The sequence below is a fragment of the Adlercreutzia agrestimuris genome (assembly GCF_943193125.1).
In the GTDB taxonomy this organism is placed as follows: domain Bacteria; phylum Actinomycetota; class Coriobacteriia; order Coriobacteriales; family Eggerthellaceae; genus Xiamenia; species Xiamenia agrestimuris.
In genome coordinates, this window is sequence record NZ_CALPCX010000002.1 from 270,929 (window position 1) to 292,234 (window position 21,306).

Annotated in this window: 19 protein-coding genes; 10 read left to right on the forward strand and 9 right to left on the reverse strand. The window is 49.1% G+C overall.

Translation table 11 applies throughout. The features are described from left to right. Positions 1–89 precede the first annotated feature (89 nt). Positions 90–2,048 carry an FAD-dependent oxidoreductase gene (locus NFR28_RS04325; protein WP_251178600.1) on the reverse strand — a complete coding sequence of 653 codons (1,959 nt, stop codon included), beginning with the start codon at positions 2,046–2,048 and terminating at the stop codon, positions 90–92. Positions 2,049–2,364: 316 nt separating this feature from the next. On the opposite strand from NFR28_RS04325, the gene NFR28_RS04330 reads away from it, so the two are divergent. Next, positions 2,365–3,732 carry a helix-turn-helix transcriptional regulator gene (locus tag NFR28_RS04330; RefSeq protein ID WP_251178601.1) on the forward strand — a complete coding sequence of 456 codons (1,368 nt, stop codon included), beginning with the start codon at positions 2,365–2,367 and terminating at the stop codon, positions 3,730–3,732. A gap of 103 nt (positions 3,733–3,835) precedes the next feature. Here NFR28_RS04330 and NFR28_RS04335 read toward each other — a convergent pair whose 3' ends face one another. From NFR28_RS04335 to NFR28_RS04365, 7 genes are all read right to left on the reverse strand, one after another. Then, positions 3,836–4,447 (reverse strand): helix-turn-helix domain-containing protein, encoded by a 612-nt coding sequence (locus tag NFR28_RS04335; RefSeq protein WP_251178602.1) that lies wholly within the window; start codon positions 4,445–4,447, stop codon positions 3,836–3,838. A 47-nt stretch (positions 4,448–4,494) separates the two neighbouring features. Further along, entirely contained in the window at positions 4,495–4,644 is a 150-nt protein-coding gene (locus NFR28_RS04340; RefSeq protein WP_251178603.1) for a hypothetical protein, read from the reverse strand. Positions 4,645–4,850: 206 nt separating this feature from the next. Further along, the gene (locus tag NFR28_RS04345; RefSeq protein WP_251178604.1) at positions 4,851–5,420 is read right to left on the reverse strand and encodes a hypothetical protein; all 570 of its coding nucleotides are present in this window, start codon (positions 5,418–5,420) and stop codon (positions 4,851–4,853) included. 8 nt (positions 5,421–5,428) lie between these two features. Beyond that, positions 5,429–5,644, reverse strand: coding sequence for a helix-turn-helix transcriptional regulator (locus tag NFR28_RS04350; RefSeq protein ID WP_251178605.1), 216 nt, complete (start codon positions 5,642–5,644; stop codon positions 5,429–5,431). A 595-nt stretch (positions 5,645–6,239) separates the two neighbouring features. After that, complete coding sequence (locus tag NFR28_RS04355; protein WP_251178606.1) at positions 6,240–7,082, reverse strand: ADP-ribosylglycohydrolase family protein; 843 nt, start codon at positions 7,080–7,082, stop codon at positions 6,240–6,242. A 232-nt stretch (positions 7,083–7,314) separates the two neighbouring features. Further along, positions 7,315–8,184, reverse strand: a complete 870-nt coding sequence (locus NFR28_RS04360) for a hypothetical protein (RefSeq protein WP_251178607.1) — start codon at positions 8,182–8,184, stop codon at positions 7,315–7,317. 203 nt (positions 8,185–8,387) lie between these two features. Further along, complete coding sequence (locus tag NFR28_RS04365; RefSeq protein ID WP_251178608.1) at positions 8,388–9,140, reverse strand: SDR family NAD(P)-dependent oxidoreductase; 753 nt, start codon at positions 9,138–9,140, stop codon at positions 8,388–8,390. A 288-nt stretch (positions 9,141–9,428) separates the two neighbouring features. Between NFR28_RS04365 and NFR28_RS04370 the strand changes: the two genes are divergently transcribed. The 9 genes from NFR28_RS04370 to NFR28_RS04410 all read left to right on the forward strand — a co-directional run bounded on the left by NFR28_RS04370 (position 9,429) and on the right by NFR28_RS04410 (position 20,722). Beyond that, positions 9,429–10,883, forward strand: coding sequence for a helix-turn-helix transcriptional regulator (locus NFR28_RS04370; RefSeq protein ID WP_251178609.1), 1,455 nt, complete (start codon positions 9,429–9,431; stop codon positions 10,881–10,883). A 160-nt stretch (positions 10,884–11,043) separates the two neighbouring features. Next, positions 11,044–12,555, forward strand: a complete 1,512-nt coding sequence (locus tag NFR28_RS04375) for an FAD-dependent oxidoreductase (protein WP_251178610.1) — start codon at positions 11,044–11,046, stop codon at positions 12,553–12,555. 297 nt (positions 12,556–12,852) lie between these two features. After that, positions 12,853–13,860 (forward strand): NrfD/PsrC family molybdoenzyme membrane anchor subunit, encoded by a 1,008-nt coding sequence (nrfD, locus tag NFR28_RS04380; protein WP_251178611.1) that lies wholly within the window; start codon positions 12,853–12,855, stop codon positions 13,858–13,860. An 18-nt stretch (positions 13,861–13,878) separates the two neighbouring features. After that, positions 13,879–14,409 carry a GntR family transcriptional regulator gene (locus NFR28_RS08870; protein ID WP_275556963.1) on the forward strand — a complete coding sequence of 177 codons (531 nt, stop codon included), beginning with the start codon at positions 13,879–13,881 and terminating at the stop codon, positions 14,407–14,409. Further along, positions 14,312–15,307, forward strand: coding sequence for a slipin family protein (locus NFR28_RS04390; RefSeq protein WP_251178612.1), 996 nt, complete (start codon positions 14,312–14,314; stop codon positions 15,305–15,307). Before NFR28_RS08870 ends, NFR28_RS04390 begins: the two co-directional genes overlap by 98 nt. A 234-nt stretch (positions 15,308–15,541) precedes the next feature. After that, positions 15,542–17,995, forward strand: coding sequence for a molybdopterin-containing oxidoreductase family protein (locus tag NFR28_RS04395; protein WP_251178613.1), 2,454 nt, complete (start codon positions 15,542–15,544; stop codon positions 17,993–17,995). A gap of 9 nt (positions 17,996–18,004) precedes the next feature. After that, positions 18,005–18,625 carry a 4Fe-4S dicluster domain-containing protein gene (locus NFR28_RS04400; RefSeq protein ID WP_251178614.1) on the forward strand — a complete coding sequence of 207 codons (621 nt, stop codon included), beginning with the start codon at positions 18,005–18,007 and terminating at the stop codon, positions 18,623–18,625. A 22-nt stretch (positions 18,626–18,647) separates the two neighbouring features. Next, entirely contained in the window at positions 18,648–19,925 is a 1,278-nt protein-coding gene (gene nrfD, locus NFR28_RS04405; RefSeq protein WP_251178615.1) for an NrfD/PsrC family molybdoenzyme membrane anchor subunit, read from the forward strand. Positions 19,926–20,089: 164 nt separating this feature from the next. After that, positions 20,090–20,722, forward strand: a complete 633-nt coding sequence (locus tag NFR28_RS04410; protein WP_251178616.1) for a TorD/DmsD family molecular chaperone — start codon at positions 20,090–20,092, stop codon at positions 20,720–20,722. A 64-nt stretch (positions 20,723–20,786) separates the two neighbouring features. Here NFR28_RS04410 and NFR28_RS04415 read toward each other — a convergent pair whose 3' ends face one another. Further along, positions 20,787–21,257 carry a YbaK/EbsC family protein gene (locus NFR28_RS04415; protein WP_251178617.1) on the reverse strand — a complete coding sequence of 157 codons (471 nt, stop codon included), beginning with the start codon at positions 21,255–21,257 and terminating at the stop codon, positions 20,787–20,789. Positions 21,258–21,306 lie beyond the last annotated feature (49 nt).

Consider the following 21,306-nt stretch of genomic DNA (forward strand, 5'->3'; position numbering starts at 1 on the left):
GATGTAAAGAAACAGCCGCCGCACCGAAGTGCAGCGACTGTTTCAAAAGGAGAGAATAGTATTGAGAGGTGTTAAGTTAGTGTGACAGGTTATTTTGCCTGTGCGAGAGCCTGCTCAACAGCATCCTTGATTGCATTACTGGTTACCGTAGCACCAGCAACTACATCAACGTCGGTTGACTGAGCCTCGATGATCGCGCTCGGGAGTGCGTCGATTGCGCGGCTGCCAACACCAGCGGTTTCTTGCTGCTGTACAACTTCGATGTCAGCAATCTTGTCGCCGTCCATCTTGACCTTGAGAGCCAAGGCGTTGCCCATGCACAAGGTTGAGATGCCGAGGTACTCACCTTCGCCAACCGGGGTGGTTGAAGGATCAGGATCAACGTCGCCGCTGCCTGAGGTGTACTTAACGTCAGACTCGATGCCCATAGGCAGCGGAGGCAGAGCCTCTTTCTCAGCTGCAGCGTTGATGCCAGCCAGACGACCGAAGATCAAGCACTCAGCCATGTTACCGCCACCGTTGTATTGGTAAGGGGTCATGCCACCCAGCTCACCAGCGCTGTAGAGATGACCAATCGGCTCACCGTCGGTGCCAATAACCTCAGCTGCAGCGTTGCGGCGAGGACCACCCTGGGTGTTCAAGAAGGCCTGGATCATTTCGATTGCATAGTAAGGACCTTCTGCTGAGAATGCCTTCATGGTAGCTGCGTCACGATAGAATGCCGGATCGTAGCCTTCTTCAGCCATGCGGTTGAAGTCGGTGATGGTCTGCTGCAGTTTGCCTTCGTCAATGCCAAGAGCAACTTCAAGCTCAGCCAAGGTGTTAGCTGAAACGATCTGATCCTGGAAATCTTCCGGAATACCATGATACTCGTTCAGGATAAGATCGCTTTGAGCCTGGTCGAACACCATGTAGGTATTGCGCGGACGCTTCGGGCTAATCCAGTCACCATTGCTCGGTACGTGACCATGGCGGTTGTAAACATCCTCGCGGAGGTAACGCTCGCCGTTGTTGCCTACTACAACGATGCTGCCAGAGAGGTTGCGAAGGTCGTTGAAGGTCTTTGCATGCTCGCCCTCTTCAACGTTGAATGAAATTCCACCGAGTGCGAAGCAGTTGCCCTCAAATGCCTCCATGTGCCACATGTCAGCACCAACGCCCATGCCCATCTTGATACCGTCACCAGTGTTGAAGGTGGTGCCAGCAGGAGCGCTCTTGGTAAGACCCAGGTAGTCTTCAACCATCTGCTTGTTGTTCTCAAAACCACCGCAGGCCAGAACAACACCATTGTGTGCGCGAACGTTAACGTTCTTGCCGTCGCGCTCGATAACAGCACCGATAACAGCCTTGCTGATCGGATCCTGATGCAAGCTGATGCCAGGAGCGTTGTACCACACGTCAATGTTGTCAGACATGCTGAGAACTTTGTTGCGGTAAACCTTCCACAGCTGTGAGTTGCAAACGTTGTCGCTTACGGTCAGAACATGGAGGTCGTCGCCGCCCTCAAGTTCCGGATACTCAGGTGCAAACATGCCAATGAGGGGCTGTGCAGATGAGTCGTATTTCCAGTCAAGGAAGTTCTCCTCGGGTACGCCGAAGAAGTCGCGAAGCAAGTCGCGCGTCTGGGTCAAGCCTTCTGCGTATACGTCGTAGAGCTCTTCATCAACGGCGAAGTCGCCAGCCATTGCTTTATTGTATGCAAGCATAGAGTCTTTGTTGTCAGACCACAGGATGATCTGGCCGCAGAAGCGAGAGTTGCCACCCTCCATGCCGTTCGGGGCTTTGTCAACGAGCAGAACTTTTGCGCCTGCGTCTGCTGCATAGCAAGCTGAAACAGCACCAGCAGCACCAAAGCCAATTACGATTACGTCATATTCGCCATCCCAAGCGATAGTGTCGGCAAACGTGAAGCCTTCGGTGTTGCTACCAGTGTCTGCCAGACCTGCGCCATTTTGCTGGGGTGCGCAACCTGCTAAAGCACCAAGGCCTGCCAAAGCTGCAACACCTGCAGTACCAGTTAAGAACTGGCGGCGAGAAACTTTACTCATTTCCACTCCTTTTCTTTGAGGAACAAATTGAAGGACACATTCATTCGTCTAAGGTTCCCTCCTTCAATGGCACACATCCTATCAAGGTCGAAACGGTTAGTGTGAGAGGTAACATGGGGGTAACAAGGTGTGGAATTTAATAAACTAGTCACTAACCCAGCACTAACCTAGGGGAGCTAAGAAAATATTTACTATCCTTATTTTGGTTTTTATGGTTTCATTAGTGACACAAAAGAGGGGGAGTGAATGAGCTATCCCGGCAATCTTGCAGACACTAAAAGTACGGTTTGTTCAGCAATTTACCGCGAAAGGCTCAGTGAGTCTCCTGGTGGGATTGGCTTGTAACCTGGCCTTTATTGGGCAAGTGTATTTTTGGCCAGCGCTCTGGCATACATCGGTATTTGTTGTTTCTTATACTGATGCAAGTTATGTGGGGCAATTAATTTGCAGTCTTGCATTAATTGTATATTTCAAAAAGACAAATAGATTAGTGCTTGACTCTAAAGTGCTGTGGGTTAGCGCAATACTCGTGCAATGTACCCTCGTTTTATACTATGTTCTCTTTGAATTAGGCATTGAAATAGTTGACCCGCTTCACTGGTTTTTTGGTTTTCTCTTTGGAGTGTATTTGCCTGTTGCACTGGTCTCGTGGGTACGACTCTTTTTGGGATCAAAGCCAACGCGTGTTATGTGGAACATTATGTTCTCAGCTATTTTTGCCTCGTTTGTGATCTGGCTATTTTCGGGGCTTGCAGGTTTAAAGATCTGTGTTTGCATGGGTATTTTGGTAATCACAGCCACAGCAATTCTGTCGTATAAACTCAAAGAGATTCAGCTTGAATCACCGGCTGAGTCAACTTCGCAAACGAAATTTGAATACTCATATTCTGTGGTCGCAACATTTTTGTTCAGTTTGGCATTTGTCATAGCTGTTTCGTTTGCAGGACTCGGTGGAGAAAGCGCTGCCTTTACAACGGGGGCTTTCTTTGCGCCAATGCTTTTTGTTTGCGTGCTGTTGTTGTTCGTTGATCCGGTTGGGCTTCCGTTAACCAGTGTGGCAGTACCTGCTATTGTGACGGCCACAATAGCGGCATCAACGTTGCATTTTGACCCTGCGCTTTCATTTGATATTGCAGCACTTGGCATGTTTTTGTTCCTAACCTTTGCCGTGGTGCTTTTGTGCTCAAGTGGCATAGGGAATCGTCGCAAACGTATTCGCGAATTCTTGCTTCTCATGGCTGCATTTGGAAGCGGGTGCGTGATTGGTCGAATTGTTATGGCTATTTGCACTTTAGGAGCAGGAAGTTATTCGTCAGACATTCTCATTTTGCTTTCAGTGATTGCTTCATTTGCGGCTATGATTATCTTGATTCGCAAGGGAGTCACGCGGCAAAGAGCTCAGCAATTATTTGCGCTTGAAGACGAAGAAACTGCCGCTCACGATAAGGCTGTTTCGTATCAGGCAAAGCTTGACGAAGTAGTTGCTGACCACAATATTGGCGAGCGCGAAAAAGAGGTGCTGATGTTGCTGCTTGAGGGTAACTCAGCAAGCATGATCGCTCGAAAGCTCGTTATAGCAAATGGCACGGCGAAGTCACATATTCGTCATGTGTACAAGAAACTTGGCGTGCACAATAGAAGTGAGCTATTTGATATTTTTTCATTAGATGCGCCTCATGAATAGCGCGAGGGTAACAGGACACGCTTTTTGCTCTATAACCCTCTAGCGCTGGGGTAGTCTTTGCAGCAATGCCTTGAGAGAGACCGCGTGAGTTAGAATTTGCTAGCTACAAGAGCTTATATAGGAGCAGTCCGCCAACTGCGCCTGCGCATGCGGCAAGCGCTAGCTTTACTATCATTGAAACTATGGGATACTTGCGCGTAAAAAGATGGTCTTCGCACGCATCTGGCTCTTGAGCTTTGTCGACAAAAGCCACTATTTCTTGGTAGGTCACCAGGTTGTGGCGGTGTTTAATTCGTTCAACCTTAAGAGCAAAATACAATCCCAGACCATAGAGAGGCGCAAAGACAAACAAGCCCGCCACAATGCCTTTGGTGAGACCGCCGTGAGGGAATGGGTCTGTCCATGCATACGTAAGCGCTATGAAAAAGATTGCCGCTAGCGCAACCATGACCAACGAAGCTTGGCAGAATTGTCGGATGTTTTTTGCGTCATCTTGGGCAATCTTTTTCATAAGGGCAACATCACCGCGAAGTAGCTCATCTATTGAGATGTCAAAGTGCTCGCTTAGAAGAATGAGGCTCTCTAGATCGGGATATGTTTTATCGTTTTCCCAGTTGGAGACCGTCTGTCGCGTTACATAGATAGCTGCGGCTAATTCGTCTTGTGAAAGCCCTTGTTTGAGGCGAAGCGTACGAATTTGCTGAGCTAACTCCATTGAACTTCTCTCCGTTCTTAATGCGAGCTATTTTGAGGTGCGATGATTTACTGCATGCGGTTTTCGCGCAGTTCTCGGTGAATTTGCTTAAGCTCTTTATCAATTCTGCTTGAAATTATAGTCAATCCAAAGGATATAGCCACAATGGCTACGGCAAGCAATAAGAGAAGAATAATAAGAGCATGTTCAGTAATCACAAGTGTCTCCTTCGTTTTGTTCTCTGCTGATTTCTTCACTTCGTAATTGCTGAGGATCCTTTTTAAGAAGTGCAGAAAAAGCGTAGCAGTAAAACATGACCAAAAAGATCAAATTGTACAAATATCCCATGCCAAAGATGTTTTACATCGCTTGTGATCAGGTGTTATGACGAAGTTGAGGTTTGTGGTTTGAGATTGACGGTGCGCTATAAAAGATTGTCTAGTTCAATCTCGCTTTGGCGGCGACGTATGATAGCACTGTGAATTGCACAGGCAGTAAAAGCAAAACCAAGCCCAAAGGCAATAACAAAGAAGACAATACCTATAGCAAAGTCTCCCAGCCACGCAACTTGATCAAAGCCAACAATTTGAATCTCGGCAACGATTCTCATTCCAGAGGTGAGGACAGCAAGGATAATGCCGCAAAGGAGCGCTACTGCGGTGACAAAGTTCCACGGGATGCGATCTACTTCAGCAAAACGCTTGTAGCTGGAAAACGAACCGGCCTTGATTTGAGTTGATAATGATGCAACTCCAGCAATGAGTATGGTTGCAATGAGCGGGTACTCTACAGGGATCAGGCTGGCACCGAGGGGTGTTGTAATGGGGTTTTCGGTGGTTGAGGCAACTTGGTTGAGCATGATTACGTAGTACAAGGTGATGATAGACCCGGTCAACAGAATATATGCTGCTTGTTTGGTGGCTTTGCATTCCTGAGCCTCAAGATATTCGTCCTTTGGACCCATAATTTCGTTCCATTTATTTATGAGGTACATGATGACTCCTATTCCCAAAAAAGGTCATTGAGGGTTTTTCCTAGTGTTTTGCAGATTGCGGTACAAAGCTTGAGGCTTGGGTTGTATCGACCCGCTTCAATGAGGCCAATGGTTTGGCGTGTTGCATCTACCGCATCGGCGAGTTGCTGCTGTGATAGTCCTGCGTTTATACGCGCGTAACGCAGGCGCTCGTTTCTTGATGCATCGTGGTCTGACGTGCTCACGTTTGTGGTCTCCGTACTCGTATTGGTCAATAGGATGATCGTTTGTCATGTAAAATATATCTTACATGACAAATATATATTGCATAGTTGTGGATGTCAAGACAAGGAGTCGAGAATTCGACGGGAACCGTTTTTCGGGCGGAGCTGTTTCTGCGGCGCGCGTCGGGACGCCCAGCCCGCACTGTTGACCTCACGCCGCCCATGCGTCAGTACGCTCAGCTCGTGCATCAGGACGCTCAGCCCACGCGTCAGGACGCCCAGCTCACGCATCAGGACGCTCAGCCCGCGTGCCGGGACGCCCAGCCCACGGCTTTGCCTGTCTTTTTATACATTTCGGGCACAACCCGTCACGACCCTGCACCCCATATGACCTGGGGAAATACAGCATAATCGCAGGTCAGAGCGGATGGCAGGAAGTGCCCGAAATGTATAATAATTCGCGGAAAGAAGCGGCTTGCTGAAGGCTTGCTGGAAAGAACAAGGAGAACGTTTGCGACCTGGGTCGAAGAGAGGCAGTATGCAGTCTGTGGATCAGAGAGAGACTGCTGCTGCGAGTGCTGTAGGCCTTGAGATGCTCGGGAGGACTTAGAGGGCTTTAGAAAAGGTAGCTCTCAATAACGAGCTTGCCTCGCAGCGCGTCAACCCATTCTTTTGGTATAGCGTCGAATCCATACATTGCTCCAGCTAGTGCGCCGGCAACGCAGGCGGTGGTGTCAGTGTCTTCGCCGAGGTTTACAGCTTCTAGTACGCAGTCTTTGAAGGTATTCGTATGAAGCGCACACCAAAGAGATGCTTGCAATGTATCTAAGACAAAGCCCGAGGATCCTATCTCTTTGCGCGGGGTGCTTGCGAGAGTCTCGAGGAATTCAAATGGCTCATCGTGAGTGGAGTTGGCTTTGATGGCGTCTTCAAGTGATTCGCCATTCATAACTTCACGGAGAATTCTGACGAAGATGACGCATGATTCCGTGGAGATCCAATGCGCGTGGGTAACAGCGGATGCGGCGCAAATCTCCTCATCTGACGCCTGAATAAAGGCAAGTGGTGCAATGCGCATGAGCGATCCGTTGCCGTTTGAGCGTTCGCTGTTAAGACCGTGTCCTTGCTTGAGCGAAACTGCTGTTGTTCTACCAACGCCAAAGACTACTCCATCAGCGGTATAAGCTCCGTTGTAGTACCAATCGCAGAAACGCTCTCGCATGTCATCTGGGCAAATGGCTCGATGCTCTTCGACACTGGCAAGCGTTGCAAGCAGCATTGATGTGTCATCAGAAAACGTCCCAGCTGGTTTATGGTGTGATCCATTTCCGATCATATTTGCGCATTTGAAAGTGTCTCGCTCCAAGAATTCGTAGGGGACACCTAGTGCATCGCCTATTGCTGCACCATAGATTACTCCCTTGCGCTTGTTGGCATCGTTAGCTGCAGCTGTGTTCATTTTTCGCGTACCTCCATAAATGCAATTTTAGGTTGTTTAATGATAGCTGTTGTCTCTTCGCTGGAGATTCAAAAGCTTGAGACAATAGTGGGGAGCTTGATTCATACGGTCATCGAGTGATAACTATATTTGCGTTTAATCTTCTCCCCACTATCGGGTAAGTTAGAGGTGTGTTCCCATCTTTGCGTATTCTGCGTGATGCTGCGAGATTCGGGTAGCGAAATACTGGTGATTACTCAACGGCTCCGGCGATATCAAATCGGTAAGGTTCAAAGTCCATGTGGAAATCATCGCTGTGGCCTTCAATCTCGAAGGTGAAATCGATTGAACTGTCCATGGCAGGAAATATGATTACACCAGAGGATGTTGCGCCGCTTCGGAGATCTGAGGATACCTCAGGATAATCTCCGTTATAGCGAGACATAGATGAACTGTCTGGTTCAATTTGTTGCCCGTCTTGCAGTATTACAGCATTGAACGAATAGAGATTAAACGTTTCACCGGAATTGTTTTGCTCGGTAATATAAACGCGGGTTTCCTTCTCGGCAAACTCAATCTTGTCGACCGAAATTGTGACGCCATTTTGGTCAAGAGAGGCACCTTCAGGAATGATTTCGGACACGGTTGGCACTACGGCATCCATATATGAGAGGACTTCTATATCGGTGGCAACTATGGCAAGGTTGCTGATGGTTGAGCCAAACGCGTTGGTTCCTTCATATGTGCCTAAGATGATGCCATCGGCAACAATGTAATCGTCGGTTTCAATCTCGGTTCCTGCTTCGACAGCAAGCATGAACACGTTATCGGTACGGTCGAAGCTGTAATAAGCCTGGTAAATGTCAATGCCGTCGTCTTGTCCAACGTAATTGAACACTTTGCCCTCAAGTACAACATGCTGGTCTATGTAAGCTTCGGGGTTACTGAATACGAGGGGTATTTCTGATTCATCCACATAAACCGGTTCTGTCTCGGTGGTTTCTTCAGTGGGAGTGGTCTCTTCTCCTGTTGTTGTTTGTGCTTCGTTATCTTGCGAAGCGCATCCAAAAAGCGAACAGGTTAGACAGGTTGTGGCTAAGAGGGTTCCAATCAGTTTTTTCATGTGTCTCCTTCTCATCAAGTGAATACTGATGAAATTGATGGTATAAAAAGAGACATCATGAGGGTGTACCCGCTACGGGACAACCTTCGCCTTGCTTTTGCGAAACGAGGGGTGCCCGAGCTGACGGTGGGGGCGCCACGGCAGCATCGCTTTGACACTACCGTGGCGCTTTAATGCGCGTGTGGCTTAGGTGCACGCGCGGCTTAGGTGTGCATGTGGATGCCGCCGTCAACCATGAAAGATTGACCCGTAAAGTAACTACCTTCGTCGCTTACCAGGAAAGTGATCAAAGGCGCGCAATCTTCTTCGGTCGTACCGACGCGATGAAGTGGGCTTTTAGCCTCAAGACTCTTAAGAGCTTCGGGTTGCGTCTGGCGGAAGAAGTCGGTTGCAATAATTGGCAAGAAGACATTAACAGTAATGCCGTATTTGCCCCATTCGCGCGCACCAGTACGGGTGATAGCGCGGATAGCCTCTTTCGCCATGCCGTAAGCACCAAAGCCTTCGTTGCCATCGTAGCCAGCAGCCGAGGCTGTATTGATGATGCGTCCATGGCCGCTCTCTTTGAGGTAGGGGAAGCACTCTTTCATAAAGAGCAAGGTTGCCAATGCGCCGCTTTTGTAGGCAGTCATAGCATAATCAATATCAATGTTTTCAATCTCGCAGTAGTTCATTGAACCTTGTGCGCAGTTAATTAGAATGTCTACACCACCAAAGGTGTTCACGCATTCGTTGACCACATTTTTGATTTGATCGGGCTCCATTACGTCGCAAGCGACAGGAAGAACTTTAGCGCCAACGGCTTCCAGCTCAGCTTTGAGCTCTTCGAGTTTTTCTAGACGTCGCGCACAAACGCACACATTTGCTCCGTTTTCAGCGAGAACTTTCGCAAGACCGCGTCCGACGCCAGAGCTTGCGCCTGTGACAATTGCGGTCCTTCCGTTGAGTTTGCTCATGTCATTGCTCCTATCATGAGTTTGCGCAGGTGGTGTACTGTGATGCCACCTGCTCCGACCTCCCATTATAGGCGGCTTGGGCGCATGAGGGAGCATTGTTGCGCAAAGGTCATAGGAAAACCCAGGTCGATGGTGTGGCGAAAGCGAGCATTAGTAAACTCAAGTGTAAGCGAAGGCAAAAAGTACGCTGACAGCTTTCGCAAACGCGCTGGTAAAGAAAATGCTTGTCAACTTAGTGTTACAACGCTATGGTATCTCGATTATAGATAGACGGAGGATGCTGCGCTTATGGGGAAGAGATTCAGTGCTTTTCAAGACGCGTTTACTTCGGCGACGTTTGGAGCGCTGGTTGTCTATGCGCTTTATCGGCTGTTGGCTTATGAGAGCTATGTAACAAACTTCGGCCTTTGGGTTGATCCTTTGGCCTATGTATCAAATATTCCCTTTATGGCTGGGGCGGCTCTTGGCAATCTGATTTCAAGCATTCTTGTTTTTGTACTCTATGCGACTGGCAGAATACGAGCCTGTACGCTTGGATACCGAAGCCCGCTTGTCGTTATTGCTTTTGTCTATGCCGTGGTGGCTTGTATCCCTGCTGAGCAGCTTACGCAAATGCTGACATCTTCGTTTTTTGGTATCTTGTGGGGGCTGACCATCACGGTGGTGGGCTTCACTGCATTAGAGTTATTGATGGGAAGCGCGTCTCGTCTCGCGCTCATTATCCAAATCATTGCTTCGGCATTTCTGTTTGCGCTCGGGTCGTACGTGCTCAGCTTTTTGCCTGATTCAGTTGCAGCAATAATCTGTGCTTTTATTTCGCTTGCCATAATTCCATTGATGCCGACGCTACGCTCAAAGCTTGATATTCCAAAAGGTCCTTCTGCTCATGAAGTTCTTCCAACGTTTCGCGAAACACTGAGCGAAAGTGCAACACCTATTTTGGCTATTGCCTTTTTTGAGCTTGTTGTTGGCTTGGTGAATATGTATGCGTTTGAGAGCCATTCGTCATTTACCATTTCAACGCATGCGCCGCTTGAGGGCTCTGTTATATGTGCAATCCTGGCGTCGTTATTCGTAGCGATAACTGCGCGAGTGCCGCATGGTCGATTCGTGGCACTCGGTATTTTTCCTGGTGTGATATCAGTTTTTTTGGCATTGCCGTATTTTGGTGACATGTGGGGTCGCCCCTTAAGCACGGTGATATACACCGCATATATCTTTACAGCCATGCTCTCCACGTATTGTGTAGTTCGTGCTTGTCGGCGTTCCAATGACTGCATTTATGGGATTGGGGCGGTTCTTTCCGCTGCTATGCGCGTGTGTCTTGTGGTTGGTTTGGCTATAGGCTGGTGGTGCGGCAACCTTCAAGAAGGCGACACGTTTGTGCATCTGTCTATTGTGTGCGTGGTATGCGTGTATGTGTTGGGGATGGTTGTACTGTTGTGGGGCTATCGCAACTTGCGCGAAAAGGATGCCACTCAGGTTGTGGAGGTAGTGGTTGAGCGTGTGCCAGAAACATTTGCGCAAGCTCAAGCGGAACGTATAGAAGAGCTTGTTGCAACTTATGAGCTGTCGCCTCGCGAGCGTGATGTGCTTATAGGTTTGGCGCAAGGCAACACCGCAGCAAGCATTGCCGAGGGACTTCATATTTCTACGTCAACTGCGCAAGGCTACATTAAGACACTCTATGTAAAACTTGGTGTCAATAAAAAACAGCAGGTCATTGACCTGTTTCAACAATAGTTTTGAAGTTAACCATTTTTTGGGGGAGCGAAAAACCCTTCCATTTTCTAGACTGCTGACTGTTATGGTTGCCGTGCTTGCTTAAGCAACAAGCTTGCGAGCCGAGAGAGGGGCAAGGGCGGTGGCAATCAGAAGGCAAGAAAGAAAGAGAGGGATTTAGATGACGCTTTCACGTCGTGATTTCCTGAAAATTGGTGGTGCTTCTTGTATCGTTGCTGGTACTGGGGCAGCTTTGGTTGGATGCAGCCCGGCGGGCGGTTCAAGCGACGCGCCGCTTGCTGAGACTGGCGAGACTTCGCTTGTGGGATATGCGCCTGTTAACTTTACTGAAGAGACCGACATTCTCATTATTGGTTCAGGTTATGCAGGTCTGGCAGCTGCTATGGCGCCAGCACTTGCAGGCAAGAAAATTATCATTGCTGAAAAACAATCTCAGGTTGGTGGCGACTCTGCTACATCATGCTGCTTCATGTTTGCCACAGGCACCGAGCTGCAGAAAGCAGCCGGCTACACCACTACTATTGATGAGTATTGGGAGGCAGTCAAAGAGAAGCAAACCGCAGGCTATGAGCAATATGATTGGTTCGAAGACTGGGTAAAGGGAAAGATTTACGCAAATACGCATTTTGTGGATTCTGCAATCAACGACTTTGGCGCTACGTTCCAAGAGCCCTGCACCGAGGCTGAGCTGCCTCGCTTGTTCGGTTCAGTTATTCTGCCGGCTGACGGTATTGGCTCTGGCGGTCAAAACATTTTGCAACCTATTGTGGCAAAGCTTAAGGAACTGGGCACCGATATTCGCAATGGCCAACGTGCAACGGCTCTCATTAAAGACGCCGAGGGCACAATTATTGGTTGTCGCTTTGAGGACACCACCTCAGGTAAAGTGACCGACATCAAGGCAACGGCGACGGTGCTTGCAACGGGCGGCTTTGCTGATAATGGCGAAATGGTTCAGGAGTATCTGCCGGAGTGGTCCAATTACGGACAGATGGTTCATGGCTGCATTGGTGAGGGTCACAAACTTGCTCAAGCAGCAGGTGCTCAGCTGGTAGGCATGGATTCATCGTTTACCTTCTGCAACCTCATGGGCGACATTCCCAACTGCACGACGTGGGGCTATTGGACACCTATCGTGTTGGTATTACCGAACGGCAAGCGCTTTATTGAAGAGGCGCAATCTCATGATGCCGCTCAAGCTGCAATAGATGCAGGATATCGTCAGTGGTGGTCAATCTTTGATCAGCGCGCCTTTGATGCTCGTGCTATTGCAAACTCAGTTGAAGGCAATATCAAAAGCCACAGTGACGTTTATGTAAAGGCCGACACCATTGAAGAGTTGGCAGTTGGCATGGATGTGCCCGTTGATACGTTGGTGGAAACTTTCGCCCGCTATGACGAACTAGTTGCTTCTGGTGAGGATACAGATTTTGGCAAGAAAGCCTGGTTGGAGTCACTGCAGCCGCCGTATCACGCACTTAAGCTCAATGTGAGCCGCTACAAGACATCAGGTGGTCTGATCGTTGGTCCGAACAACCAGGTATTGGATACCTCTGATGCCGAGATTCCTGGCTTGTATGCAGCTGGTGCGGTAACGCTTCAATCGTTTGCAAGCGTTTCAACGTGTATGGCTACTGGTTATTTTGTTGGCGAAACTCTTGCGGCGCTCTAAATAGCCTGATCATAATACCCTCCACTGAGATTGGTAATCTCTCAGAAAATTGGTCGCCCTGCTTGTGCGGGGCGGCCAATCTTTTTTCTGGCTTTCAAGACGTTGATGCTGAGTGGATTCGCGCACGCTGCATGCAAGTTTTATCACGAAGGTATTCAAGCTCTGTGGCGTGCAGATTGCGACAAAATATTGTCATATCCTGTCACATGCGTAGTTCTTTTGTGCCATACTTTGACGTAAAAGAATACAGATACAAGGACGCGAACGCAGAAGGACAGAGACGGGGAGAGGGACTGCGTGCTGAGCGAGCTTGCCACTACATATCTCATACTTGGCGGTCTTGGCGCTGGCTGTATCAGCGTCTGCTCTTTGCTTGATCTTATGTTTGTGCGAGAACCTTTTGGCTTTGATCGCGAGCAAGGGCCCCTTGTTCGTACAGATGCGAATATCCTTGATTTTGCATTTATTGCTGGTTTTGCTGTGTTTTGCTTGGGATGCGCATGTTTGGTGTTTGACCTTGGTCGCCCAGATCGGTTGCTCTCGCTTTTTGTGAGCCCATCGCTAACTTGGATGACTTTTGGCGTATATGCGATATCGGTTCTACTTGTTGTGAGCGCATTGCTTGCGCTGGTTAGAGTGCTTTACATACCGGAAGTTCGCCGTGGCTTTGTGATTGCACTTGAGTTGGTAGCACTGGTGGCTGGTATTGCCGTGATGTCGTATACCGGCTTGCTGGTAAGCGGGCTTACGGGTGTAGCATTTTGGAATTCGCCATGGCTGGTGCCTTTGTTTGTAGCGTCGTCGTTATCAGGCGGAATAGCTTTGGTGGTTATTTGTAGCGCGTTCGTGGTAAAAGATGAAGTCTCCAGAAAAATGCTTCATCGGCTGGCGTTAGCTGATATGGCGGTGGTCATTATTGAAGGAGTGTGTGCTGCACTCTTTGTTTCAGGAGCGCTCTCTGACGCAAACCCGGGTGTTTGTATAAGCGTTCAAAGCGTGCTTGAAGGGTCACAGTCGCTGACTTGGTGGTTCGGTTTTGTATTCTGCGGGATGGCAGTGCCGCTTATTGCTGAAATTGTATTCTTGATAGCAGGGGAGCGAGATTCCGATATGCTATCAAATGCGCTGGGATGTGCTGCGGTATTGGTACTGGTTGGCGTTATCTGTATGCGCGTGAGCATAATAGGGGCAGGTGAGCACCGCTCTTTGGAGTTACAGGTTGCACCTGTTAGCGCCGCTGCAGACGAAGTGCCGGAAGAAGAGCAAGAGTCTTTGGCTTTTGCGTTGCCGGCAAATAAGGTTTAACAATGAGGAGTTTATGAGATGAAACAGAAGAAGCAAGCCAATGTGGCTGAACTTTTTTCGCTTGATGAAAAAGCGAGCGTTCCTATTTGGCTTCAACTTAAGAATCGTTTCATATACCTCATCACGTCAGGGCACTATCTCCCCGGAGACAAGTTGCCAACGGTTCGCAGTATGGCGGCTGATATAGAGATCAATTACAACACCGTTAGTAAAGTATATAAAAGCCTGGAAGAGGATGGCTATATCGTATCGCATCATCGTCAAGGGGTGTTTGTGTGCGATGTAAGTGATAAGCCAGGGGTCAGCCTTGCTGTTACCGCTGAAATGATGACGATGGAATACATCCAGCGTTGTCAGGAACTGGGGTTGTCACTGGCAGAGATTACTTCGCTCTTTAATGAGGGAATCATCAAGGCGAAGGTGAAGCGCAATAAGGAGCAAGGAGCGGCCAATGCTAAACAGCAGCAACGAAAAGAAGTCGACTCAAACATCATCTACTTCCCCGACGTCTCGGATGATGAATGTTCCGCAGGTCACGTCGGCGCATAGGAAAACGTCGCGCAATGGTGCAGTAGCGTTTACCGTCATAGTTTTTGCGCTTGGCGTTGTATTGACGCTGTGCGTGTGGCAGTGTTTGACGGGAGATATTGATCTGTTTGCGTTGATTGCGGCTGCAGTAGTTGGATATTTGGTGGCGTCCTCGGTGCATATTGTGATGCAGTGGGAAAAAGCTGTTGTCATGCGCTTTGGTCGTTTCAATCGTGTGGCAGGCCCAGGTGTGGTGTTTACCATTCCTATTGTTGAGTTCTATTCGTTGCGAGTAGATCAGCGTGTTATGACCACCTATTTTGGCGCGGAAGAAACGCTAACCAACGACTTGGTTCCGGTAAACGTAGACGCAATTGTCTTTTGGATGGTGTTTTCAGCTGAGAAAGCTGCTACTGAGGTGGAAAACTATTCTGTTGCCGTGTCGTGGATGGCACAAGCAATGCTGCGCAAGGCCATTGGCCGTGCGTCTTTGAGTGAAGTTGCCACACGGCGCGATCAGCTTGATGTTGAACTCAAAGAGGAGCTTGAGGAGAAGCTTTCGGCTTGGGGCATAGATGTTATTGATGTAGAAGTGCGCGACATTGTTGTTCCTAAAGAGCTGCAATCTTCAATGGCTGCTGAAGCGGTGGCGTCACGTGAGCGCGAGGCAAGAATGATTCTTGCTGAGGCGGAACACGATATTTCTGAGATGCTTCGCGATGCATCTCAAGTATATGACGGCGACGTGGAGGCAATGCGCCTGCGCACGATGCATCTTGCATATGAAAGCGTGAAACAGTCAGGTGGTACGCTCGTGATTCCGAGTGCATTTAGTGAAGGCTTTGTTGACGGGGGAGAGGCGCCTGCAGCGCCAAAGTCAACAAAGACATCGAAAGCGTCGCGCAGTACTACTCGGTAACCCTGTTTGGTGATTATTCTTAAAATAGAATAATATTTGTCATACTTTGTCATATATTTTTGTTGACAGAGCTATAAGGCGTATGACAGACTAAGACAAGAAGAATCGGCCGGTTCTCTGTGTGGGGGAAATCTCGAAAGTGTTCAATAATTGGGGAGTAGCTTGTTGTACACAACAAGCGAATTCCTTCGAGATTTTCTTGAGCGTTCTGTTCAAAAGAATGGAGGAGAGAAGATGTCGGAATCTACGGTTACGAGACCTGGGATCACGCGTCGAAGCTTTTTGAAGGCAACAGGAGCTGTTGCTGGTGTTGCGGCAGTTGCTGGTGGTACAAGCTCGCTCGTAGCTTTTGCAGATGGTGAGGCTTCCAATTCAAGTGCGGAAGAGACGATCTGCTATGGTGTGTGCCGTTCTAATTGTATGCAATCTTGCAGATATGCTGCCCATGTTGTTGATGGCAAGCTGGTCAAGTTGACACCTGCAGAGTATGCAGAGGATCTCTATCGCGGAAGCTGTTTGCGCGGCATGTCTTACATGCATCGAATCTATAGCCCGCATCGTATCAAATACCCGATGCGTCGTGTGGAGGGCACCGAGCGTGGTGCTGGCGAATGGGAGCGCATCTCGTGGGATGACGCCATTGCAGAGATTGCAGAAAAACTCTCGAGCATCTCACAAGAATACGGTCCTAAGTCTATCGTGTTTGATTTCGGCACGGGCAACTATGGTGAAATTCAAGGTCAAACAGGTATCTTTAACCGCCTTGGTGGCGTAATTGGTGCCAGCAAGCCTGCGGGCATGAATGACCTGGCAACCGGCTACGGCATTGACCGTGTGCTTGGAACTGGCCTTATGTATTTCGCTAACGAAGCAAAGAGTGTTCTTGACTCTTCTCATATTGTTGTGTGGGGATCAAACCCAGTTCACAGCACCCCGCAAAACTGGCGTTGGATGCAACGCGCAAAAGAGCAGGGCACTAAGATCATCGTTGTTGATCCGGTGAAATCGGCAACTGCACACAAGGCCGATGTCTATGTTCCAATCAAGGCTACGACCGATGGTTATCTGGCGCTTGCCATGGCCAACTATATTCTGGAAAACGATCTGCAGGATAATGAATTTATTGCTGCACGTTCTACTGCTCCGCTGCTGGTTCGTCGTGATACGGGAATGTTGCTTCACAAGAGCGATTATGCTGAAGTTGCCGAGGGTGAAGAAAACCCAGCATATGTATGGGACAACGCAACTGGCGCTATTGCTTTGTATGGCGAAGCAACCGACCCTGCCTTAGAAGGAACCTTTGAGGTAGATGGTGTAACTGTTGACACTTCTTACACGCTTTTGAAGCAGCAGCTGGCAGATTATAGCATCAGCGAAGCACAGCGTATTACCGGCGTGCCTGAGGAAACCATTCTTGAATTGGTTGATGTATTTACGAAGGGCGATGCGGTTTCGGTAAACATCTCATTTGGTATGGACCACTATATGAATGGCTACCAGAGCTGCTGGGCTATCGCAATTCTTATGGCACTCACGGGCAACCTTGGTAGGGATGGTGCAGGCTTTACGGGTATCTTCTTGAACACCGCGCTTGCCCTCAACATGAAAGCATTATGGGCAGCACCAGGATTTGTGGGAATGACAACCGCTTTCCCCATGACGATGCTGCATGAAGTTGCTGAGACGCAGAAGTTTAATGGCGAAGACTATCCCATCAAGGCAATGGTCAGCATTATCTCTAACGCCGTAAGCAATTGGCCGTCTCAGAATAACTTCCTTGAGAAGATTTTGCCGGCGCTTGATTTCTATCTTGCCATGGATATGGAGATGAACGATACCGTTCGCTATGCAGACATGGTGCTTCCGGTTGCATCGTTCTATGAGCACGAAGACTTCCGCAAGGCACACAATCTCCCTTATATCGTGCATCAAAGCAAGGCAATTGATCCGTTGTATGAGGCAAAAGATGACGTTGAGATTTGCGGTCTGATCGGGCGCGCTATGGGATTTGAAGAGGCATTCCCTGAGTCAAACACCTTTGAGACCTATGCAAACCTGTTGCTGTCTTCAGAAGCTTGCGAGAAATTCAATGTCACACTTGATAGGCTTCGCGAAGAGGGCTACATTGATCTGTCTCTTTTGCCAGGTAAGCCCGGTATTGTAGGTCGCACGAAGTTCACCACTGAGTCAGGACTTGCGCAACTCTACACTGAAAAGCCTGCTCCTCGTGTCAATTATGGTCAGGACGTCAAAGAGCGCTTCGCTAAAGAGCACTTGGTGTACTATCAACCCTCTGCTGAGGTATGCGAAGAGAGCGAGGCAGCCCAGAAGTTCCCGATCATCTTCATTCAGGAGCATTCGCGCTGGCGCACGCATTCGCAATGGTTTAACTCTCCGGTCTTAAGAGAGCTTGATCCTGAGCCTATCTACAAGATGAGTCCTGAAGATGCCCAGGAGCGCGGCATTGAGTCGGGAGACATTGTTGAGGTATTCAATGACCGCGGTCACATGGTACTCAAATGCGTTATTGATCCTAGTCTTCCGCAGGGTATGAGCCGCATGCCGAAGGGTTGGCAGCGCGAGCAGTTTATTGAAGGCGGCTATCAAGAGCTTACGTATCCCACTCATGATGAATGGGCTGTTGCTTTCAACTTCTATGACACTCGCGTGGATGTGAAAAAGAGATAGGAGGTTGCCATGAATTACGGATTTGTCATTGATCAAGAGCGTTGCATCGGCTGCCATACCTGTGCTGTAGCTTGCAAGATAGAAAACAATCTTCCTGATAATGTGTGGTGGAATCGCATCTTAACTGATGGCGGTGCTGAGATGGATATTCCTGCGGGTGAATTCCCGAACACGACCATCGAGTATGTACCGGTTAATTGCCAGCATTGCGAAAACCCTGCTTGCACAAAAGTATGTCCTGTTGGCGCTACTTATAAGGACGAAGAGACAGGAATTGTGCATCAGGATGTTGATAAGTGCATTGGCTGTCGTATGTGCATGAGCGCATGTCCTTACACCGGTGTTCGCTCGTTTAACTGGGAAGAGCCAACACATGTGCTTGATATGAACATCGGTGGTGTGGATGCACCTGAGCACCAGAAGCATACGGTAGAAAAGTGCACCATGTGCTCACATCGAGTAGCAAAGGGCGAAGAGCCTGCTTGCGTTGAAGCTTGTCCTGCGCGCGCTCGTTTCTGGGGAGACCTTGATGATCCTAACTCAGAGGTTTCTCAACTCATTAAGAAGCGATCCTTCAAGCAGCTTTTAGCTGACGAGGGAACAAAACCGTCAATATACTACGTGGGTTAAGCGACAGGCTAAGGAGAAAATCATGACTGATATGACTTCTGCGGCTGCTGCCGCTCCAATCAACGTGTCTCAAAACACGCAACAACAGGGAAAGAAATCTTCGACACCCTGGAAAAGCACTGGACTGACTGTGGGAATCATCGTCTGCGGCATACTCACTATAGCCGGTATTGCTTTGTGGGCAATGCAGCTGAGCGGCGGCATGATTCAAACGGGTATGCGTAACCTGGATTCCTGGGGTCTCTACATTACCTTCTTCATGTTCTTTGTTGGTCTTTCTGCTGGTGGCCTGATCATTTCTTCGGTTCCGAAGGCATTTGGCATCAAAGGCTTTGGCGGCATTTCGAAAGTGGCAATTATGTCATCTATCGCATGCACAATTGCAGCCATTGGTTTTGTTGTGGTGGATCTTGGTCAGCCAACACGCATTTGGGAGCTGTTCGTCTTCTCAAATATTGGCAGTCCGCTTATGTGGGACATCATTGTGCTGGGCACCTATCTAATTCTGTCGTGCTTTTACCTGTGGGCCCAGATGGCCAACGAGCGCGGTAAGGTTTCTGATAAAGCGCTGCGTATTTTATCGGTAATTGCACTTTTGTGTGCAGTTATGGTGCACAGTGTTACGGCATGGATTTTCGGCTTGCAGCAGGGTCGCGAAATGTGGCATACCGCACTTCTTGGACCGTGGTTTGTGTCTTCGGCGCTCGTTTGCGGTACTGCATTGGTGATCTGCGTAGTTGAGGCTTTGCGCAAGGTGGGCTATCTTTCGCTTGATCAGGCCTATATCGTTAAGCTGGCGAAACTGCTTGGCGCGTTTGTCTGTGTTGATTTGTATTTCTTCGCCTGCGATCTTTTGACCGAGGGTTTCCCAGGCGCACATGGTGCTGACGTGGTTTCAATGTTGGTAAGCGGACAGCTGGCTCCTTTCTTCTGGATTGAGGTTGTGGGCTGTGCGGTGTGTGCTCTGATTTGCTTTACGCCAAAGCTGCGCACGAATCCGCTCATTGTGATTGCAAGCTTGTTGGCTATCGTCGGTATTCTCTGCAAGCGTATTCAGCTGCTTGTGGGTGGTTTCCAGCTGCCGAATCTTGATTACGTTGGTGTGCTGTCACCTCAAACGATCACCAATTGGGAGTCAGGTTGGGCAGACGCATATGCTGGCATGGTGTATTGGCCGACGCCGCTTGAGTTTGGTGTAATGCTTGGCGTTGTGGCGCTTGCTGGTCTTATCTTTCTTCTTGGAATCAAGTTCCTGGCGCTGCAACCAGGCGATAAGATTCAAGCCGAATCCGAGAAGTAATCGGGGTTCTTGGCTGAGCTCAAAGGTCTACTCCTCGTCTTGCCTTTGAGTAACCTTTAGATACCCCAACCGCTTTTTTTGAACGGTTGGGGTATTTTATTTGATGTGTTTGTCTTCGATAGTGTGAGATTGTTCGCTTTCAACAACGTGAACGGAGTTTCGAAATGACCGAGCAGATGGATACTAATGTGTGGCAGGTTCGAGCAGCGCTCTGCGAGCTTTTGGCGCTGAGCTTCCGATATCCTGACAGCGTGCTGGCTGAAGTGGTATCCAGTGGTGAATGGGTGGATGCTGCAAATGAGTTGGCTTTAGCAGCGGGGGTAGATTGGGCTGCCGATGTGCAGGAGTCTGCCGATCAGGGCGATGCCGAGCAGATGCTTCACGCGCTTCGGGCGGAGGCAACAAGGCTGTTCATTGGTGCGCCGGAGCCGGTAATTTCGCCATATGAAGGCATCTGGCGTGCAGCTGACGACGGGGGAGAGGCGTTGCTGTTCATTAATCCGCACTCAATGGAAGTTGAGCGCTTTTGCAAATCATGCGGATTGAGTCGCCCGGCGGGAACGAATGAGCCACTTGATAATGTAGCTACCGAGCTGGAGCTGTTGGAGTGTTTGGCGGCACGTGTTGCACTTGGCGAAGATGCCGATGCTGCTGCGAGCGCATATGCCGAGTTCATGACGTCGCACGTGATGCAGTGGATGCCGCGCTTTGCCGAAAAGGTGCAAGAAGAAACTAGACTGACATTTTACCGACAGGCTGCCTTGCTTTTGGCTCGTTCATTGGACGTGCTTGTGTAAAGGGTATCTCTCGTAGATATCTCCGAAGCGCTCAAGCGTGTGCGTTTTGATATTAAAAGTTCACTTATTCTGCAAGCTTACAGACATCAACCCATGAGCTATCAGGTACAACAGCCTCAAGCTCGTCGGGAGTTAGCTCGATGGCGCTATTGGAACTGCCGCATGCAGGGAATATGGTGTCGAAACGTTTGAGTGACACATCAAGGTAGACGTCGCATTCACTTGATGCTCCAAAAGGACAAACACCGCCTATTGCATGCCCTATGCGCGTTTCGGCTTCTTCGGCCTTAAGCATTTGAGGTTTTGTATGAAACTCTGCCTTAAATTTGGGATTAGCTATTCTTGTGTCACCTGCGCAAACAATAAGCGCCACGCGATCGTTGACGGCAAATGAAAGCGTTTTGGCAATGCGAGCGGGTTCGCACCCAATTGCGTGCGCGGCCAGTTCAACTGTGGCGCTTGACTCGCTGAATTCCATAATGTCGTCTGCTTTGTTGAATTTTGCCAAGTGTTCTTTTGCGCGTTCAAGTGACATTTGTATCTCCTTTACCTTGAACTGGCTCATCGTGCTTGGAATTATATTG

What these genes read in the sequence shown, in the direction of transcription:
- nrfD (WP_251178615.1), top strand. Translation starts at nt 18,648, where the DNA reads ATGACTGATATGACTTCTGCGGCTGCTGCCGCTCCAATCAACGTGTCT.
- NFR28_RS04370 (WP_251178609.1), top strand. Translation starts at nt 9,429, where the DNA reads ATGGGGAAGAGATTCAGTGCTTTTCAAGACGCGTTTACTTCGGCGACG.
- NFR28_RS04375 (WP_251178610.1), top strand. Translation starts at nt 11,044, where the DNA reads ATGACGCTTTCACGTCGTGATTTCCTGAAAATTGGTGGTGCTTCTTGT.
- NFR28_RS04335 (WP_251178602.1), bottom strand. Translation starts at nt 4,447, where the DNA reads ATGGAGTTAGCTCAGCAAATTCGTACGCTTCGCCTCAAACAAGGGCTT.
- NFR28_RS04355 (WP_251178606.1), bottom strand. Translation starts at nt 7,082, where the DNA reads ATGAACACAGCTGCAGCTAACGATGCCAACAAGCGCAAGGGAGTAATC.
- NFR28_RS04345 (WP_251178604.1), bottom strand. Translation starts at nt 5,420, where the DNA reads ATGTACCTCATAAATAAATGGAACGAAATTATGGGTCCAAAGGACGAA.
- NFR28_RS04410 (WP_251178616.1), top strand. Translation starts at nt 20,090, where the DNA reads ATGACCGAGCAGATGGATACTAATGTGTGGCAGGTTCGAGCAGCGCTC.
- NFR28_RS04400 (WP_251178614.1), top strand. Translation starts at nt 18,005, where the DNA reads ATGAATTACGGATTTGTCATTGATCAAGAGCGTTGCATCGGCTGCCAT.
- NFR28_RS04325 (WP_251178600.1), bottom strand. Translation starts at nt 2,048, where the DNA reads ATGAGTAAAGTTTCTCGCCGCCAGTTCTTAACTGGTACTGCAGGTGTT.
- NFR28_RS04365 (WP_251178608.1), bottom strand. Translation starts at nt 9,140, where the DNA reads ATGAGCAAACTCAACGGAAGGACCGCAATTGTCACAGGCGCAAGCTCT.
- NFR28_RS04390 (WP_251178612.1), top strand. Translation starts at nt 14,312, where the DNA reads ATGCTAAACAGCAGCAACGAAAAGAAGTCGACTCAAACATCATCTACT.
- NFR28_RS04415 (WP_251178617.1), bottom strand. Translation starts at nt 21,257, where the DNA reads ATGTCACTTGAACGCGCAAAAGAACACTTGGCAAAATTCAACAAAGCA.
- NFR28_RS08870 (WP_275556963.1), top strand. Translation starts at nt 13,879, where the DNA reads ATGAAACAGAAGAAGCAAGCCAATGTGGCTGAACTTTTTTCGCTTGAT.
- NFR28_RS04395 (WP_251178613.1), top strand. Translation starts at nt 15,542, where the DNA reads ATGTCGGAATCTACGGTTACGAGACCTGGGATCACGCGTCGAAGCTTT.
- NFR28_RS04360 (WP_251178607.1), bottom strand. Translation starts at nt 8,184, where the DNA reads ATGAAAAAACTGATTGGAACCCTCTTAGCCACAACCTGTCTAACCTGT.